The sequence below is a fragment of the bacterium genome, from assembly GCA_020444065.1.
GTDB lineage: Bacteria > Sumerlaeota > Sumerlaeia > SLMS01 > JAHLLQ01 > JAHLLQ01.
This window is the reverse complement of record JAHLLQ010000003.1, coordinates 647230-665542: the sequence shown is the minus strand read 5'-3', so window position 1 is coordinate 665542 and position 18313 is coordinate 647230. Positions and strand designations below refer to the sequence as shown.

Annotated in this window: 17 protein-coding genes; 12 read left to right on the top strand and 5 right to left on the bottom strand. The window is 60.7% G+C overall.

Going from position 1 to position 18313, the window contains the following annotated elements; all coding sequences use genetic code 11:
• Positions 1–4: 4 nt before the first annotated feature.
• From ndk to KQI84_10460, 4 genes are all read left to right on the top strand, one after another.
• Positions 5–424 carry a nucleoside-diphosphate kinase gene (gene ndk / locus KQI84_10475; GenBank protein MCB2155303.1) on the top strand — a complete coding sequence of 140 codons (420 nt, stop codon included), beginning with the start codon at positions 5–7 and terminating at the stop codon, positions 422–424.
• A 239-nt stretch (positions 425–663) separates the two neighbouring features.
• Positions 664–1119: an IS200/IS605 family transposase gene (gene tnpA / locus KQI84_10470; protein ID MCB2155302.1), complete on the top strand. Its 456-nt coding sequence runs from the start codon at positions 664–666 to the stop codon at positions 1117–1119.
• A 196-nt stretch (positions 1120–1315) separates the two neighbouring features.
• Positions 1316–2374 (top strand): CDP-glycerol glycerophosphotransferase family protein, encoded by a 1059-nt coding sequence (locus KQI84_10465; protein ID MCB2155301.1) that lies wholly within the window; start codon positions 1316–1318, stop codon positions 2372–2374.
• The gene (locus KQI84_10460) at positions 2371–3102 is read left to right on the top strand and encodes a phosphocholine cytidylyltransferase family protein (protein ID MCB2155300.1); all 732 of its coding nucleotides are present in this window, start codon (positions 2371–2373) and stop codon (positions 3100–3102) included. The genes KQI84_10465 and KQI84_10460 overlap by 4 nt, the downstream gene beginning before the upstream one ends.
• On the opposite strand, the gene KQI84_10455 is transcribed toward KQI84_10460, so the two are convergent.
• The 3 genes from KQI84_10455 to KQI84_10445 all read right to left on the bottom strand — a co-directional run bounded on the left by KQI84_10455 (position 3081) and on the right by KQI84_10445 (position 5962).
• The gene (locus KQI84_10455; protein ID MCB2155299.1) at positions 3081–3611 is read right to left on the bottom strand and encodes a hypothetical protein; all 531 of its coding nucleotides are present in this window, start codon (positions 3609–3611) and stop codon (positions 3081–3083) included. The two genes, KQI84_10460 and KQI84_10455, sit on opposite strands and share 22 nt — an antisense overlap.
• A gap of 152 nt (positions 3612–3763) precedes the next feature.
• A complete protein-coding gene (locus KQI84_10450) occupies positions 3764–5065 on the bottom strand; it encodes a hypothetical protein (GenBank protein MCB2155298.1) in 1302 nt (433 codons plus the stop codon).
• Between the two features lie 63 nt (positions 5066–5128).
• On the bottom strand, positions 5129–5962 hold the full coding sequence (locus KQI84_10445) for a hypothetical protein (GenBank protein MCB2155297.1): 834 nt from the start codon (positions 5960–5962) through the stop codon (positions 5129–5131).
• A gap of 327 nt (positions 5963–6289) precedes the next feature.
• Between KQI84_10445 and KQI84_10440 the strand changes: the two genes are divergently transcribed.
• The 6 genes from KQI84_10440 (at position 6290) to KQI84_10415 (ending at position 15617) form a co-directional block, all read left to right on the top strand.
• Positions 6290–8086 (top strand): phospho-sugar mutase, encoded by a 1797-nt coding sequence (locus KQI84_10440; GenBank protein MCB2155296.1) that lies wholly within the window; start codon positions 6290–6292, stop codon positions 8084–8086.
• A gap of 47 nt (positions 8087–8133) precedes the next feature.
• Positions 8134–10389 (top strand): PQQ-dependent sugar dehydrogenase, encoded by a 2256-nt coding sequence (locus KQI84_10435; GenBank protein ID MCB2155295.1) that lies wholly within the window; start codon positions 8134–8136, stop codon positions 10387–10389.
• A 241-nt stretch (positions 10390–10630) separates the two neighbouring features.
• Positions 10631–10984, top strand: a complete 354-nt coding sequence (locus KQI84_10430) for a metalloregulator ArsR/SmtB family transcription factor (protein MCB2155294.1) — start codon at positions 10631–10633, stop codon at positions 10982–10984.
• Positions 10981–14358, top strand: coding sequence for an efflux RND transporter permease subunit (locus KQI84_10425; GenBank protein MCB2155293.1), 3378 nt, complete (start codon positions 10981–10983; stop codon positions 14356–14358). The genes KQI84_10430 and KQI84_10425 overlap by 4 nt, the downstream gene beginning before the upstream one ends.
• Positions 14355–15410: an efflux RND transporter periplasmic adaptor subunit gene (locus KQI84_10420; GenBank protein ID MCB2155292.1), complete on the top strand. Its 1056-nt coding sequence runs from the start codon at positions 14355–14357 to the stop codon at positions 15408–15410. Before KQI84_10425 ends, KQI84_10420 begins: the two co-directional genes overlap by 4 nt.
• 18 nt (positions 15411–15428) lie before the next feature.
• Complete coding sequence (locus KQI84_10415; GenBank protein MCB2155291.1) at positions 15429–15617, top strand: DUF2892 domain-containing protein; 189 nt, start codon at positions 15429–15431, stop codon at positions 15615–15617.
• 120 nt (positions 15618–15737) lie between these two features.
• Here the strand turns inward: KQI84_10415 and KQI84_10410 are convergent, their stop codons facing one another.
• Positions 15738–16175 carry a 6-carboxytetrahydropterin synthase gene (locus KQI84_10410; GenBank protein ID MCB2155290.1) on the bottom strand — a complete coding sequence of 146 codons (438 nt, stop codon included), beginning with the start codon at positions 16173–16175 and terminating at the stop codon, positions 15738–15740.
• A 242-nt stretch (positions 16176–16417) separates the two neighbouring features.
• Here KQI84_10410 and KQI84_10405 point away from each other — a divergent pair, with 242 nt between their 5' ends.
• Positions 16418–16882 carry a hypothetical protein gene (locus tag KQI84_10405; protein MCB2155289.1) on the top strand — a complete coding sequence of 155 codons (465 nt, stop codon included), beginning with the start codon at positions 16418–16420 and terminating at the stop codon, positions 16880–16882.
• Here the strand turns inward: KQI84_10405 and KQI84_10400 are convergent.
• Positions 16876–17592: an HAD-IA family hydrolase gene (locus KQI84_10400; protein ID MCB2155288.1), complete on the bottom strand. Its 717-nt coding sequence runs from the start codon at positions 17590–17592 to the stop codon at positions 16876–16878. The two genes, KQI84_10405 and KQI84_10400, sit on opposite strands and share 7 nt — an antisense overlap.
• 142 nt (positions 17593–17734) lie before the next feature.
• Here KQI84_10400 and KQI84_10395 point away from each other — a divergent pair, with 142 nt between their 5' ends.
• On the top strand, positions 17735–18292 hold the full coding sequence (locus KQI84_10395) for a DUF177 domain-containing protein (GenBank protein ID MCB2155287.1): 558 nt from the start codon (positions 17735–17737) through the stop codon (positions 18290–18292).
• Positions 18293–18313 lie beyond the last annotated feature (21 nt).

The window sequence follows — 18313 nt, the reverse complement described above, 5'->3', positions numbered from 1 at the left end:
AAACATGGCAGTCGAAACAACGTTGGTCTTGATCAAGCCGGATGGCGTGCGTCGCGGCCTGATTGGCGAAGTCACCGGACGCTTTGAGCGCAAAGGTCTGGAAGTCGCCGGCATGAAGATGCTGCGCATGAGCGATTCGCTCGCGGACAAGCACTATGCCGCGCACGTCGAGAAGCCGTTTTATCCCGACCTGAAGGCCTTCATGACGGGCGGCCCGATCGTGGCCATGGCCGTGCGTGGCGAAAACGCCATCGCGCACGTCCGCAACATGATGGGGGCCACGAATCCGGTCAATGCCGTGCCCGGTTCGATCCGCGGGGACTTCTGCACGTTCATGACCGAAAACGTCGTGCACGGTTCCGACAGCCCCGAAGCAGCCGAGAAGGAATTGGCCCTGTGGTTCGCAGACGGCGAGGTGTTTTGATTAGTGGCGAGTGACGAGCACGAATCAGATTCCCGCCACTCCGCCAGACCAAGCGCCACAATGGCTTCTCGATAACCACGCATGGACCAAAAGCCCGAAGGGCTTTGACATTCGATAGCCCGGGGCAAAGCGGCTCGTCCGCCGGAGCTTCAGCGAAGGCGGAAGCGGCGCCCCGGGTTCCATCCGATGGAGGCATCGAGCCCTGAAAGGGCTCAAGACAGTTCCGAAGGAGTCCCGGCATGCCTCAGTCCCTGGTCCAGAATTACGTGCACCTGGTGTTCTCGACCAAAGGACGCCGGCCCTGGTTTCAGTCGGAAGAAGAGCGCCAGCGACTCCACGCGTATCTTGCAGGCGCCTGCCGGAATCTCGAATGCCCGGCATTTCAAGTCGGCGGAGCAACGGATCACGTTCACATCTTTTTCGCGCTATCGCAGAACGCCAGACTGAGGGATCTGGTCAGAGACGCGAAGAAGGAAAGCTCGAAGTGGTTGAAGCGGGAGTTCCGCAACGCCAAGGACTTCCATTGGCAGTCGGGATATGCCGCGTTCTCTATCAGTCCTGCCCACACGGCGAAGCTGAAGGAGTACATTCGGACTCAAATGGAGCATCATAAGAAGGTCTCATTTCAGGAAGAACTGCGAAGGTTGTTGGAGTTGTATGAGGTGCAGTACGACGAAAGATACGTGTGGGATTGACGATGTTGCACCCCTTCAGGGTGCGGGGTGTTGGGACCTTTTCCCCAGGGCGTCGCTTCGCTCGCCCTGGGCTATCGGTTGTCGAATCCCTTTGGGATTCTAATCGGATAGGACGAATGCAGGTCTCGAGGCAGGCCTCAAGCCAAGCTCCCAGAGGGGAGTCGGCAGTAATCACAGCAGAGCAAGCGGCGAAACCATGAAACACATCCTCCTCTTCAGCAAAGCCCCGATGAATTACTTGATGTTCGCGCGCGTGGCGGGGCGGTTGCTCGCGGACGAGCGCGTTCGCCTCGACATCTTCGCAGTCGGCGAAGAAGGGCAGGATGTGCGCGCGCTCTATGAAGGCATGGGCGTCGATCCGCAGCGGCTCGTTTCCAAAACGACCGCGCGATGGAAGAAGTACGACCTCTACGTCAGCCCCGACATGCGTATCGTCGGTAAGCGCGCTCGCAAGAAGGTCCACGTTTTTCACGGCATCTCGTTCAAGGGCAAAGCCTACAGCGAGCAGATTCGCGACTACGATCACGCTTTCCTGATTGGCCCGTATCAGCGCAATCAATTCGTGAAACGCGGGATCCTGACCGAAGACGATCCGCGCATGGTCAATATCGGGATGCCGAAGACCGATCCGATCGTGAACGGTGAATTCGTGCGCGACGAGGTGCTTTCCTCCCGCGGATTGCCGACCGACAAGCCCGTGGTTCTATACGCTCCGACGTGGCGCAAAGAGGCGTCGCTGAACACGATGGGCGAGGAAATCCTCCGGGCTGTCGGTGGCATGGGCGACGTGACATTGCTGCTTAAGTTGCACGACTGGTGCCTGGATCCGGCGCGCAATCGACGCGACTGGGGTGCGTGGCTGGCCGATCAGCAAGAGGCCAACGCCCCGTGGACGTGGATTCGAGAGCGCGATATCGTACCGTTCCTGGCAACGGCCGACTTGTTGATCAGCGATGCTTCATCGACAGCGAACGAGTTTCTGCTGCGCGATCGACCGATCCTGTTCATGGACGTGCCGGAGCTGTTTGAAAAATACGAGCAAAGCATTGACCTTGATACGTGGGGTCGGAAAACTGGGGTTGTGGTGCAGAGGCCGGAGGACGTTCCCGCAGCAATTACCGCGGCGTTGTCCGATCCCGGCACGCACAGCGAAATCCGTCGGGCGGCGGCTGCGGATTACTTCTACAACCCCGGCCAGGCAACCGACGCCGCCCATCGGGCGATCCTGAACCTGCTGGAGCTGACCCCGCCGTGACTTCTCCCGTTATCAACAATGCGATCATCCTGGCTGCGGGCCAGGGCAAGCGACTGAGCCCAAACGATGAAGGCGCTTCGAAGGCCCTGATCGACATGGGCCCGGAAACGTTGCTCGACTTTCAGATTCGCCAGCTCGAAGCAGCCGGCATCGAGAAGATCTCGATCGTGACGGGCTTCAAGGCCGACGCGGTGAAAGAACACCTTCGCGAACGCCGCGTGGTGACGTACCACAATCCGGACTTCGCAACGACGAACAGCCTGTACTCGCTCGGGCTGGCGGAACAGGCGGCGCGCAAGGGCGCCCTGATTGTAAACTCCGACGTGCTGTTTCACCCGTCGCTGCTCAAGAAGCTACTGAACGATCCCGCACCGAATGCGATCCTGGTGGATTTCGACAGCGATCTTGGCGAAGAGGAAATGAAGGTTCAGGCAGAGAATGGGGTGGTGACCGCAATCTCAAAGGAATTGGCTCCGGGACCACAGATGGGCGAGAACGTCGGCCTCATCAAACTCAGCGCCGAGACGTCGGGGCTCTTTTTCAAGCACGCGCGCGTTCACCTGATGACGGGCGGCCAGAAGGCGTGGGCACCGAAAGGCATCGCCCTGCTCTTTGGCAAGGCGACCTTCAACGCCATCCCTGTCGATGGCACTCCCTGGACGGAAATCGATTTCCCGGAGGACCTGGATCGCGCCCGGAACGAGGTCTATCCGCTCTGCACGTCCTGAGCGGTAGCCAGAGCTTCTCGCTTTTCGCGACGTCGGCTCAGGAACCAGATCACCAACACGTACAACGCAATCCCGGCAACAATCCCAAGCCACCCGGCCGACAGGTCTCCCCAGGACGCAACGCGGTCGGGCAGATCGCGCTGCTGCCACTCGTCGAGTCCCGCCCAGCCGAGCGCGCATAGCCCCAGCACGGGGAGCGTCAGCCACCGGAGTCGATCTCGGGCGCTCCCCCGCCACCACCCGCGGGCCAGTTCGGCGCCAATTCCCGCCAGCAGCCCAAACGGCAGGTAGAAGAGGAAGTGCTGGTACTGATCCATGTTCTTGGGGCGATTGCGCAGAATCACGTCCGGCAGAACGCGGGAAGAAACTTCGCGCTCCAGATTGGCGATGGAGAGATACGGCGCGCTCGTCAGACGCTCGGTCACATATCCCCAGGACAAGGCGGCCGCCAGGAAGAAGACGGTCAGGGAGATGAGAACCCATCGGGAGCGCTTTGAGGGCGTGGCCATCCGGTTTTTCCCCAATCCTGATGCCGAATCGCAAGGTTCAGTCGCGCCCAGGCAATGTTTTCATGGCCCGGGCGCTCTGTGCGTCCTCACAACAACAAACGTTCCAGAAGTAACATGCAAGGGCCTTGTGCGGCCCCGGACCCTAAATCAGGTCATTCCCCCAGCTTTGCCAGGTCCTCCGGTTCGCCAAAGACCAGGCGGTCCGGGCCTGTCCAACGATAGGACAGGCGAGTCGTGCGAGCGAGTATTCCCAAGACCTCGCGCGCCGGCTTGTCCTTCAGGACGATGGACGCGCGAGTCAGCCCAAGGTTATCATCCACTGCGATCGTGAGCCCGGGGACCGAGTTGCCGATCACCATCAGGATCTGGCGGATTTGGGCCTCCTGAAAGATTGCTGTAACGGGTGCATTGGCGTACTTGTCCGGAAACCCGACGATCCACGCGGTCTTGTCCCCGAGGCGAAATTCCACCTCGTAGCGCTCCGGACGCACAGCAACGACTTCCGCCAGGAAAGCTCCCCCACCAATGAGCGGGATGGGGATCCTTGCACCGACAGTGACCTCCATTGGCCCCTCGATTGTGCCGATGACGGCCTTGTCGGCATCAATCGAGATCAAGGTACATTCCTGTGACAGAGCTCTATTCAGATCAGGAGCCAAGGGATAGGCTCGAAGCAGCGCGCCCCCCTCAGTCAGATCGAAAGTCCATCCTTCTTTGAGGCAGATATTGCGAAGAATCGTGCCCGTCGGCACATCCTTCTGCACCACACTGACACGTCGCCCGGCGAGCGATGGATCCACGTCGATTCTCACCCCGGCGGCATTGGCGAGAACCTGGCAAACCTGCTCGACCTTGGCCTGCCGGAACATCGCCGTCGCGGGCGGTCCCCAGGATTTTAGCTCATCCAGGTGGCGGCGGCGGATGAGATCCAGTTCGCCGATCGTCATCGGCCGCGTGGTGCCGTCGCTGGACACAATCCAACGAAAATCGCCGGCCTGAACGATGGCTTCGGCGCGGATCACATCGAGCCGCATCGGAGGCAGGCCCTCGATCTGCACATCATCCACGTACGCGGGCAAAGTGACTTCAATACCATCGATCGCAACGGGTTTTGGGACGAAGCGCACCCGATCGATCAACGCTTCGACACCGCCCTGCAGGGCTGGATCTGCCTGCAAGTCTTCCTCAGTCATCGGAAGGGGCGCCTGCGGGATCGGCCGAGGAGGCAAATCGGGCAGTACCGGTTCGGCTGTCGCGGTCGAAACGGCATCGCCTTCTGCGAGGCGCTGCAGGCGTCGCTCTTCAATGATGCCGCGCACGCGCTCCTCGTGCTCCTTGATGCGCTCTTCCCGCGTCTTGCCGTTGATCAAAGTGGCCCCCGCAGGGCTGTAGGGCATGGCCGGCGCGAGGCCGCTCAGCAGGGTGATGCACAATGCGAGAAGAACTGGACGCATGATCCGCCTCCGATCTCGGGATTGTGATTTACATGAGATGATGATCTGGGGCGGCGCAAGCCTTCACTTGCGGCGAAAACGATCCGCGATGCGAACGAGCCGAGAGCCGAGAAGGCGGTCAAGCTGACGCTGCAGGCGGGCGGCGTCGGCCTCGCTCCGCCGCGCTCGAGCCCGCAGGCAGAGGCGCTCGGCCTTGGAATCGCGCGTGGTCCAATCGAGCATGCGGAAGTTCACGGCGGCCAATTCCCGGGCCACCCGCGGCGTGATCCGGTCCGGCTGAACGGCGGCACGGAAGACGATTCCTTTGTGAAGGCCGCGCCCGTGGAGGCGACGGGCGAACTCGCTCCAGCGAGCCGGATCGCCAACCAGCCGGTCGTCCACAATGCGAATGCTCTCGGGGTTCTGGTGCTTCCGGATGGCAGCCACCTCATCCACGAGGCGCCGCGGCGAGAAGGGGTGGCCGCAATGGTGAGACTGCATGTGCGCAATCTTGGGATCGTCGTCGCCGATCAGCTCGCGATCCGCGGGCGGCAGGCTATCGACGATCTCAAGACCGCCAGTGCCAGGATTGATCACGGCCTTGCCGTCGCGTCGCCAACGAAGCCCGGGGATGCCCTCGAGCTCCTCGGGGGAGGGGCTCTTTTTGTCGTTGAAGAGCCGGACGGCTTCCAGGAGCGCCCGGGCTCCTTCCGGGCCGACGCCGACACGCGCCGCAGCATGCAGATCGTCGAATATGCCTACTTCTACGGCAAGATCGGCGGCCGGGAGATCCTCGGCTGTTCCTTGCAAGCTGGCCTCGATCCACCAGCAGTGGGCCTTGACGTAAGCGGCCAGGTGGCCCGCTTCGAGGGGCGGGAAATCGGCGGTGGATTCGGGGATGATCAGGGCCAGTCGCATGGCGGTAGTTGGTGCCGAAAGCGGCAGGGTGTCAATGGGCGGGAGACGCCACCCTCTGTCGATTTCTGGGCCGGGAGTGCGAACGCCTCTTGCTCCTGCGGCGACGATATGCTCCTATGTGACAAGTTAGTCCCGCTTGAGAGGGGAGCTGGGATTCCGAATGCCACTTGTCTATTAAGTCCATCCTGAACGGCATCCTCCCGAAAACCATTGAGGGCGCGGCGGTTGCCAAGTTTAAAGGGGTGGGTTTTCGCATTGCGGCAAATCTCGATATTGGCATCGAAGGATAGATAACCCCTCGGAATACTTAAGGATACACTGGGAACCATGACGATTCAGGAATTGAACTTTTCCAAACCCGAAATCGCGCAGCGCGTCGAGGAGTGGACGTCGGACAAGTTCGACGCAAAGACGCGCGGCGAAATCCAGGCTTTGGTCGACGCCGGCGATGTGGCGGAGTTGGAAGATCGCTTTTACCGGACGTTGGAATTCGGAACGGGCGGACTGCGCGGCGTGGTAGGCGCCGGCACCAACCGCATGAACGAAACGATCGTGAGCTGGGCCACTCAGGGCCTGGCCAACTACGTCAAAGAAAACGCAACAAAGCCCGGCCCCTTGCGCGCGGCGATCTCGCACGACTGCCGCAACTTCTCGCGGGAATTCGCAGAGACGGCCGCGGCGGTGCTGGCTGCGAACGGCATCATCGTTCACATCACGCGCGAACTGCGCCCCACGCCGTTTACTTCGTTCGTGTGCAAGGAACTGGGCTGCCACACGGGCATCATGGTCACGGCCAGCCACAACCCGAAGGAATACAACGGCTACAAAGTTTACTGGGATGACGGCTCGCAGGTCGTGCCGCCCCACGATAAGGGCATCATCGCCGAGGTCGCCAAGATCACGGACATGAGCCAGGTCCAGACGATGGACTTCCAGGAAGGCATCGCCAAGGGCATGATCAAGATTATCGGCGAGGATCTGGAAGATGCCTACCTGGCAGCCGTGAAGCGCCAGCAGTTCTCGCCCGAGCTTTGCAAAAACTCCGGACTGCGTGTCGTCTACACGCCGCTGCACGGCGTCGGGTCGACGATGGCCGTGCGCGCGCTGCGCGGATGGGGTTTCACCGAAGTCTTCCCCGAGGAAGAGCAGATGAAGCCGGATGGGAATTTCCCGACGGCGGCGTCGCCGAATCCGGAAGAAGGCGCCGCGCTCGGCCGTGCTATCGAACTGGCCAAGAAGGTTCGTGGAGAGCTCGTTCTGGCGACCGACCCGGACGCGGATCGCCTCGGCATCGCCGTGCAGCACAACGGTGAGTATGTCCTCGTCACCGGCAATCAACTGAGTGCAATGGCCTGCGATTTCGTTCTGGCTCAGCACAAGCGCACCGGCCGCATGCCGAAGAAACCGGGCACCGTGACGACGATCGTCACGTCGCCGCTGGTCCAGGAAGTTGCCGAAAGCCACGGCGCGCTTTGCCCGCTGGTGCTGACAGGATTCAAGTGGATCGCCCGCCAGATTCGCCAGTGGGAAGCCGAGGATCCGGAAGTCGAGTTCCTCTACGGAACCGAGGAGTCCTACGGTTACATGATCGGCGGTCACTGTCGCGATAAGGACGGTATCGTGGCCAGTTGCGTCGTCGCCGAAATGGCTGCCTGGGCAAAGAGTGAAGGCATGACGCTGATCGACTATCTCGAGAACCTCTACCTGCGGTTCGAGCCGCGTGTGGAGTGGCAGAAGTCGGTCGTGATGCCGGGCCAGGAAGGCGCCGGCAAGATCAAGGCGATCATGGATCGGATTCGCAACGATCCGCCGAAGGCGATCGGCTCCGACAAGGTCGTCCGCCGCACGCGCATCGACGTAGGCAAGATCTACGACGGCCAGACGGGCGAAGAGATTGGCACGGTGGATCAACCATCGAGCGACGTTGTTCTGTTCGATCTCGAAGACGGATCGAAGGCCATCGCCCGCCCGAGCGGCACCGAGCCGAAGATCAAGTTCTACTTCTTCCTGGCCGCCGAGAAGCAGCAGGACGAAGACGGCGTGCGCGCGGCCTTGAGGCAATTGAACGAGCGCAAGCCGCAGTTCCAGAAGGAGTTCTTGAACGCCATCGGCGTCGACGTCTGATCGCGCCGTAGACTCATTCACGCCACCCCGGGAGGAGGAGGCCGAGAATGTTGAGACTGAAGACTCTGCTCGCTGCATCGATGTGCTGCGTCGCCGGCTGGGTAAGCGCCCAGCCGTACGGCATCGATACGCGGGTGGAGAACACGTCTCTGCTGATCGATTCGCTTCCAAACGACAATCCCGGGACGATGCAACTGGTCGAGGCGTTCCCCGATCTTTCATTCACCTACTCGGTGCTGCTGGTGGAGGCCCCGGACGGTTCCGGTCGCCTGTTCCACGTCAGCCAGGGCGGAGTGATTTCGGTCTTTAATAAGTCCGGTAATCCCACGTCTACGACCCCATTCCTTGACATTGCCGATCGCGTACGGAACTCCGGCGAAGAAGGCCTGCTCGGTCTCGCCTTCGACCCGGACTACGCAACGACGGGCGAGTTCTACGTGTACTACTCGTGGAACGGGTCCTATCCAGGCACGTCGCGGGTCTCACGCTTCACGAACGACGATCCGACAGACAATTCGGTCGACCCCTCGACGGAGGAGATTCTGCTCTCCGTCCCGCAGCCCGCGACTAACCACAACGGCGGGATGCTCGTGTTCGGCCCGGACGACATGCTGTATGTGTCGCTGGGGGATGGCGGCGGCGGCGGGGACACTTATAACAACGGCCAGGATCCGACAACACTCCTGGGTACGATCCTGCGCATCGATGTCCTGGGGACGCCGGACGCAGGAAAGCCCTACGCCATTCCGCCGGACAATCCGTTCTACGCGGGCGCCGGCCCGGCCGGTGCGCGTGAAGAGATCTTCGCATACGGTCTGCGCAACCCGTTCCGAATGAGTTTCGATCCGGTCACGGGTCTGCTGTACGCCGGCGACGTCGGGCAGGGCGCATGGGAAGAAATCGACATCATCGAATCCGGCGCAAACTGTGGCTGGAACATCATGGAGGGCACGCACTGCTATCCGCCCTCGACAACGACTTGCGACCAGACCGGTCTGACCCTGCCGATCGCCGAGTATCCCCACGCGGACGGCGATTTGTCCGTGACGGGCGGCTACGTGTATTACGGCACGGACGTGCCGGACCTGTATGGGACCTACATCTACGCCGACTACGGCAGCGGCCGGATCTTCGGCCTGAAGTACGACGGCGAGAATGTGACCGCCGGGCCGTATACGCTGGTCGAGAACTCCGGCATCACGCCGACGGCGTTTGGCCAGGGATCGGACGGTGAGGTCTATGTGCTGGACTACTTCGGCAAAATCTACGTGCTGCGCCCCGCGACGCCCGGCGGAACCACGGACTTCCCGACGAAGCTGAGCGACATGCCTGCGCTGCTGGCCGTCGGCAGCGGTGAGGACCTCACGACTTCCGGCATCATTGCTTACGAGCCCAGCACGCGCCTGTGGTCGGACAATGCGGAGAAGGAACGCTACTTCGCAATGCCGGGCCTGGAGCAGATGGGCTATCAGCAGTACCGCGGTTGGGACTTTCCGGAACAATCGATTTTGGTGAAGAACTTTCTGCTGTCCCTGGACGAACGCGATCCAGCCGGCACGCTCCAGCGCATCGAGACGCGTTTGCTGATTCGCAATGGCGGCGCGTGGCACGGGTTCTCCTACGAGTGGAACGAGGCGGAAACGGACGCAACGCTTCTGACCGGCAGCAAGTCCCGCCCCTTCATGATTACCGACAAGAACGGCGATTCATTCGCCTACTCGTGGGAATACCCAAATCGGAACCAGTGCCTGCAATGCCACACGGATGCGGCCAATGGAGCGCTGGGGCTGAATACGCCGCAAATGAACTGGAACTTCGAGTTCCCGAACTCGGGAATCGTCGACAACCAGTTGCGGACGTACGATCACATTTCACTGTTCACGGAAGCACTGCCGGACGATCCGGCGAATCTGCCCGCCATGCCGCGGGCGAAAGGAACGGAGGGAACGCTGCAGGACCGAGCGAGAGCCTACCTGGCCGCAAATTGCTCGATGTGCCACATTCCCGGTGGCACAGCACCAACCGTGCTGGACCTGAGATGGGAGATCACAAACGCGGAAATGGCCGCCATCGACATGGTGCCGGACCGCGGGGACTTGGGCATCACCGATGCACGGATTATCGCATCCGGAGACCCGGACCGCTCAGTATTGGTCGAGCGCATGGAGACCCTGGATTCGATGAACCGCATGCCACCGCTCGGAACGAGCCGAGTGGACGAGGAGGGCGTGCAACTGATTCGGGACTGGATCGCGACGCTGGAGCCACCGGCGGGCGCGGCTGACACCTGGATGATGTACTGAGACGCGGAGGAACCGCCCCGCCATCGGGGTCATTGTGACGAGAGGGAGGACTCTCGTGGAGGAGAGAACGCCTGGGACTGTGCAAGGGTCCCACAGGCCGATTCCGACGAACCTGAACCTGAAGCCGATCCTGGCGTAAGCCAGGTATCCACGCCTGTTTTTTCGGGTATAGAGCTTTTGGCTTGACCCCGGCACGCCTGTGTAGGCAATATTGCAATATAACACTATGGGAATAACTGAGATGACTATTAACAACTGCGAAGCATTCCACATCATTGCTGCTCATCTGAAGGCCCTGGCCGATCCCCTTCGGCTCCAGATTCTGGACTTCATCCGCTTTGAGGCCCACTGCGTCAAAGACATCGTGGAGGAGACCGGCGTGTCTCAGCCGACGGTGTCGAAGCACCTTGGGATCCTGCGTCGTGCGGGTGTCGTATCAACGGAGCGTCGGGGAACGCTGGTCCTTTACCAGATTCGTGACCCGCGGCTCTGCGATCTGTGCGATCTGCTTGAGGAAACTGTCCTGAACCGGATCAACAAGGATCGTAATGCGTTCTCCGCCGAGCTGCACGCGGCGGAGGAAGCGCACGTATGAGTGAGAAGGCAGCGCCGTCTCCGGAGGGCGAGCCGCAGGAACGCCTGGATTGGGGCTCGAAAGTTGTCGCGTCATTCCTGACCGGTTTCGGTCCGGCCATCCTTGGCTTCCTTGCGCTCGCCGCCGGGATCATCGCTCTCTACATCATCCCCCGCGAGGAGGAACCGCAGATCGTGGTTCCTCTTGCGGATGTGTTCGTGACTGCACCGGGACTGAGCGCCGAGCAGGTTGAGCGCCAGATCTCGACTCCTCTCGAGAACCTGCTCTACCAGATCGACGGCGTGGAGTACGTGTACTCCATGTCACGGCCGGGCCAATCGGTCGTGACCGTGCGCTTTTACGTGGGCGAGGACCGCGAGGATTCGCTGGTCAAAATCTATAATCAGATTCACTCGAACTCGGACAAGGTTCCATCCTCTGTCTCCGGCTGGGTTGTGAAGCCATTGGAGGTGGATGACGTTCCAATTGTGATCGCGATGTTGTGGAGCGAGGACCCGGAGAAGACCGGCGACCATGAATTGCGCCGCCTCGCGGAAGAAGTGGTTCTGAAGCTACACAGCATTCAGAACACGAACCGCGTCGAGGTGACCGGTGGCCGTCCACGTGAGATCCGTGTGGAGCTCAATCCGGAAGCCCTGGCCGCGCGCCGCACGACTCCAATGGACGTGGCGTGGGCGCTGCAAGTTTCGAATGATGAATTGCCCGCCGGCCAGATTGATCGGATGGACGAGGCAATTCTGATCGAGACGGGCGAGTTCTTCCACAATGCGACAGAGTTGGGAAATGCCGTCGTCAATGTGGTCGACGGCGTGCCGGTGTATCTGAACGAAGTCGCCACGGTGATCGACGGCCCGATCGAGCCAGACAATTACACGTGGATGGGCTTCGGCGCGGCGAGTGGTGAAAACGATCCGAAGACGGGCATCTACCCCGCCGTGGCGCTGTCTGTCGCGAAGCGCAAAGGCTCCAACGCCGTTTGGGTCGCGAACGACGTCGTCGAAATGATGAAGCAACTCGACGACGAGTTGTTCCCGCCGGAAGTTCACTATCGCATCATTCGCAACTACGGCGAGACGGCGAACCAGAAGGTGAATGATCTGGTTTCGAGCCTTCTCGTCGCGATCATCACAGTCGTGATCTTCATCGGCGTGGTGATGGGCTGGCGCGCCGCGCTGGTTGTTGGCCTAGCCGTTCCGATCTGCTACGGCGCGACGTTGGGTTTGAATATGCTGACGGGTTATACGATCAATCGTGTGACTCTGTTTGCCCTGATCCTGGCGCTCGGTCTGCTCGTCGACGATCCAATCACAGGTATCGACAACATCGATCGCTACCTGACGATGGGCAAATACAAGAAGCGCAAGTCGGTACTGCTGGCAATCCAGGAAGTGCGCAACGCGCTGATCATGTCCACGATCGCCATCGTGTTGTCCTTCATCCCGATGTCATTCATTACGGGCATGATGGGACCGTACATGGGACCGATGGCGGCAAATGTTCCGCTGGCCGTCGTGATGAGTACCTTCGTGGCGTTCCTGATCACGCCATGGATGTCGATGAAGCTGTTGCGACCCAAGGCTCATGACCAGAAGTGGGATATCCGCAACACGATGCTCTACAAGATTTACAATCTCTTCGTGCGACCCCTTGTGAAGTCACGCAAACGCGCCTGGCTCTTCGTCGGCATTGTCGTCATCGCATTCTTCGCTTCGGCGGCGCTGCCCGCGTTCCGACTGGTTCCGCTGAAGCTGCTGCCGTTCGACAACAAGAACGAATTCCAGGTCATCGTTGATATGCCGGAAGGCACGACGCTGGAACGCACGCAAGCGGTGACGCAGGCCGTGTCTGACTACTTACGCGAGGTTCCGGAAGTCGTCGAGTTCGCCGGCTTCGTAGGCCTTTCCTCGCCGATCGATTTCAATGGCATGGTGCGGCACTATTACTTGCGGCATGGTGGAAACGTCGCCGATCTGCGTGTGACGCTGCTGGACAAGACGCAGCGCAAGCATCAGTCGCACGACTTGATCCTGCGCATTCGCAAGGACATCGATGCGATCTCCGAACGAGAAGGGGCGAACATCAAGCTGGTCGAGGTGCCGCCCGGACCTCCCGTGATTTCAACAGTGACCGTGGAGCTGTACGGCGAGCCGGCCACACCCTACGAGCAGATCGAAGAGGCAGCGTTCACTCTGGCGGACCGCCTGAAGAAGGAACCGCTCGTGGTGGACATCGACACGTCGGTCGAAGCCGATCAGAAGAAGCTGATCTTCGTGACTGATAAAGAGAAGGCATCGCTTTCCGGCGTGGCCACAGAGGACATTTCGGGCACGGTGAACCTTGCCATCGATGGTATGGTCGCCAGCGACCTGGAAATCCCGTCGGAAGCGAACCCGCTGCCGATTCGCCTGCAGCTCCCGGTCGATCGACGCTCGACGCCACACGATGTGCTGACGTTGTTCGTGCGCGGGCGTCCCGGCATTGTGAAGCAGCGCCAGAACGGCGGGCTCGTCGATGCGCCCCAGCCGCTTGTGCAATTGGGCGAGATCGGCGAGTTCCAACAGACGGTTGAAGACAAAACGATCTACCACAAGAACCTGAAGCGTGTTTCGTACGTATTCGCGGAACTGGCTGGTCGTGCGCCGGCCGATGCGATCCTCGACGTAATGGCCGACAAGGGCCGCACCGAGGCCGTCGACATTCCGCTGGAGGGCCGCAACTACCTCGTGCGCGGCAGCGGCATTCCTTGGGATCTGCCATCGGACGTGAATGCGAAGTGGAACGGCGAAGGCGAGTGGAAGATCACGCTGCGTGTGTTCCGCGACCTCGGCATCGCGTTCGGCGCGGCGCTGCTCGGCATCATGGTTGTCCTGATGATCCAGACGGGCTCCGGCGTGATTTCATTGATTATCATGACCGCGATTCCACTGACGATGATCGGCATCATGCCAGGATTCTGGCTGCTGAATTCCATTGGGCCGGGCCCGGAAGAATTCGGCGGATTCCCGAATCCGACGTTCTTCACGGCAACAGCGATGATCGGCATGATCGCGCTCGCCGGCATCGTTGTTCGTAACTCGCTCATCCTCGTGGAATTCATCCATCAAGCATTGCGCGAAGGTATGGAACTTGAAGAAGCACTGGTGCAAGCCGGAGCCATCCGCATGCGCCCGGTGTTCCTGACGGCCGGCACGACGTTGCTCGGCAACCTGGTCATTACGCTGGATCCGATCTTCAATGGCCTGGCGTGGTCGATCATCTTTGGCATCGCTGCTTCAACGTTGTTCACGTTGGCGGTGATTCCAGTGGTTTACTACCTGGTCTACGGACGCAAGGAAGGCCACGGCCTTCCGGTTGAAAGGAAGGAAGAAGAATGAAGATGCTCGGGCGAATCATCGTTGTACTGCTGGCCCTGGCATTCCTGGGCGCAGTGATGGGTTACCTGGCGGGCTGGTTCACGCCGTCGGTGGCGCCGGAGCACGTCGCTCCGCCAATTCGCGCCGCGGCTGACGAAACCGTCGCCGTGGAACACGTCCAGGAGCCGGTGATCGAGCAGGCGACGGGAACGATGCGGGCGAAGAACGAGACCTCCGTGTCGCCACGCATTACGGCATCGATCGTTTCCATCAACGTGCGGTCCGGCGATCGCGTGGAAGAAGGCGACGTTCTGATCACCCTCGACGACCGCGACCTTGTTGCGCGCGTTCGGCAGGCCGAGAAGAGCGTCATGGCCGCACAGGCGAAGCTGGACGACGCAAAGAGCGAGTTCGAGCGCAAGCAGGCGCTCTTCGAGCAAGGCGTTGCGTCCGAGTCGGAACTGGATCGCGCGCAAGCCGACTACAAGGCGCTGCAGGCGGAAGTCGCTCGCGCAGAACGCGGCATGGATGAAGCCGAGGCGTCGCTATCCTACGCGACAATCAAGTCGCCGATCACAGGACGTGTGATCGATCGCTATGCAGAACCTGGCGATACGGTCACGCCCGGCCAATCGATCGTGAAGCTGTACGATCCGAAGAGCCTTCGGCTGGAAGCAGACGTCCGCGAATCGCTGGCGACGAAGCTGGCAACGGGCGATCAGCTCGATGTGCGCATCGATGCGCTAAACCAGACGGCCGCCGGCGAGGTGGACGAGATTGTTCCGCAGTCGCAGAGCGGCTCGCGCTCATTCCTGGTGAAGGTCTCGCTGCCGCCGGTGGAGAACCTTTACCCCGGAATGTTCGGACGGTTGCTGATCCCCACGGGCGAAGTCGATCGCCTGTATGTGCCGCAGTCGGCGATCGCGCGCGTAGGACAGCTTGAGTTTGTGTTGGTCGAGGAGCAGGGCGACCTCGTGCGGCGGTTTGTTCGCACGGGGATGGAAGAAGACTCGCGGGTTGAGGTCCTGAGCGGCCTGACCGCGGCGGAACGCATTGCCCCGAAAGTGCAGTAGCAGAAAGAGGATCGAACCATGACCAATGAGAACATCATCCGTGCAGTTGCCGGAACATTCGTGTTAGTGAGCCTCGCGCTGGCGTACTTCGTCAGCCCGTGGTTTCTGCTCTTCACGGCGTTCGTCGGATTGAACCTGCTTCAGTCGGCCTTCACGCACTTCTGTCCGCTGGAGATCATTCTTCAGAAAGTGCGCAAGGGAGCTTGACCCGCATCCCTCACGGGGGATCACAATAGATTACCACCCCGGAACGCGTCGCAATCAACTCTGCCTGCTCAGTGCATGAGAAGTCGCGCGAATCCGGGGTGGTTGTGTTTTTAGGCGCCCTCAGACGGTCGCTGACTTCTCCATCGCGAAGAAGTTATTCTCCGTTTCCTGGATCTCGACGGTGATGGTGTAGGCAATACCGTGATCGGGGTACTTCTCGGTGATGTGCGCCACGACGCCATCGTAGATGAAGGCGGCGACGTTCTCAACGCTCGGTCCCTTGCCGGGAATAACGACGACGCCTTCCTGCTCGAAGATCTCCGGATCGTTGAAGGCCTTGTCGCCGGGGACGACGATCATCTTGTGATCGAACTGGCGCATGATCTTCTTCAGATCTCCGAAGTCCAATGCCATGTCCAGCTCGTCGCGCGGGAACTCGTCGCATTCGACGCGGATCGTTCCGCGCCAGGTGTGGCCGTGGACAAAGCGACACTTGCCCGGGTAGCCGAGTTGGCGGTGGCCGGTGTGGAATTTGGCGTGGACGACGATTCTTTCCATAACGAGTGTTCATTCCTGTCTGGTGTGTTAATACTCCTGCTGGGCTTCGTTTCTTGCCAAAGCAGTGCCATCCCGATGTGCGCTTCATCTTGCCCCGCCCGTCGGCCCCGGCGAAACCTGGAAATCATAGGATTTGTGAAGAAAGCGAAGACTTGGCCGTAGAGGGTACAAATCGCGTCGGAGGGAAATTTATGTCCGATAACCAGCATCCATCCTATCCACCGCCCCCCGAGGGAGGAGGCATGCCTCCCAAGCCCGTAGGTGGGACCGGACCTCAGCAGCCCGCCGCGCCGCCGCCTCCCGGGTATGCGAACCCGATTCCCAACGCACTGCCCCCTGCGCAAGGGAACGTGCCCCCCGCACAGTACGCAGCGGGCGCCAAACCAGGCATGGTGACGGCGATCGCCGTGCTCTATCTGGTCGGCGGCATCTTCAGCACGCTCTCGGCACTGATCTGGGCGGTCAGTTCGCTTTGCATTTGGATTCCGTGGGTTCTGGAAATCGTGGCCGGAATCTGGTCCCTCACACTCGGCATTCAGATGCTGAACAACGACAAGTTGCCACCGAACCGACTGGTCGGCGCCCTCTTGATCGGGGCGATTCTCGACTGCAATCCGGTTTCGATGACGCTGGGGATTCTGATCGTTGTCTTTGCTGGCAGCCAGGATGTGCGAAACTACTACCAGGCGCACGGGATCTACTACTGAGTCCTCTGCCACTGCTGCAGGTGCGGCAGTAAATCGGCGATCGTCGGCACAACCAGAAGACGGTCGAGTTCCTCCGGCAAGTCGTGTCCGCGGCTGATCCAGACGCAATGCCAGCCGCGTTCGTGGCTGGGCTGAATATCGCTGCTCCAAGAATCGCCCACGTAGAGGATCTGTTCGGGCTGGGGATGGCCGGCGCGCTTCTCGGCCATTTCAAAAAACTCGGGACGGGGCTTCAGGCATTGGGTTTCGTCGATCGTCAGCATCCACTCCACGCAGTGCCGCGCATCGAGATGCGAGAGCTTGATATCCTGCGTTTCGTGCGGCGCGTTGGTCAGGACCGCGACACGGCCGATGCGCGCGGCCTCGCGGAGGACTTCAGAAGCACCTGGGAGTTCGCTTTCGCGCGAGAGGTAGATGGAGAGGTAATCCTCGCTCATCTGATCGGGGCGGCCGACTTCCCCGTTTGCGAGGATTTCACGCAGCGTATCGCGAAAGCGCTGGATGCGGAGCGTCGCCACGTCGATGCTGCCGTGGGCGAGTTGTTCCCACAGGGCCCGATTCGCTTCGTGGAAGATGGGCATGAATTCGTCGAAGTCGCATCCGTGCTTCTCGCAGGCGGCGCGCAGGGCAAACTTCGACGCAGAGGAGTGATCCCAAAGCGTCTCGTCGAGATCGAAGAAGATCCACTGAATGTCATCGGGCAGGGGCATGGCGAGAGGCCTCCGGGGAGTTTGAAGAAGGACTATGCCCGACGGTGGGTGTGCCGTCAACGAAGGGACGGCGCCAAAACGTCCATTGACGGGAAGCCCCCGACTTTCCGAGCCTCCACCCAGGTTCGAGGAGGAACCGCAGATGCCTGTTCTGACGATTGAAGTCGAGCAACTTCATCACGGCCCGATGGAGCTGTCGGCGAAGATGACGCCCGCCCAGTTCGAAATTGCCGAAGATCCGGAATTCCGGTTCGACCAGCCCATCGAGGTCGCCATCACAGCGCGCCTGGTGGGTAAGGATAGCGTGGGCGTGCGCGGAACGGTTCGCACGTCCGCAGTGGCGGAATGCGTGCGTTGCCTGTACGAACTGCGCATCCCATTGGAAGCCAACGTCAACCTGGTCTTCCTGAAGCGTCCGCCGGCCGGGACGGAAGAAGCCGAGGGGCTGGATAAGGACGACGAGAAGCTGTACTACCGCGGCGAGGTAGTCTATCCATTGTCCCAGTTGCGCGAGGAATTGCTGGTCAACCTGCCTTACTTGCCCGCTTGCGAGTTGGAGGATGGCAACTTCTGTCCCGTTCGCAAAGAACGCGTGAAGCTGGGCGCCGGCGAAGAAGCGGCGGATGAGAAGTCGGAGTCCACGAACTCCTGGCAATCTCAGTTGGCAGAATTGAAGAAGAAGCTGGATAAAAGCGAGTAGTCAGCGGCCGGTCAAAGGCGC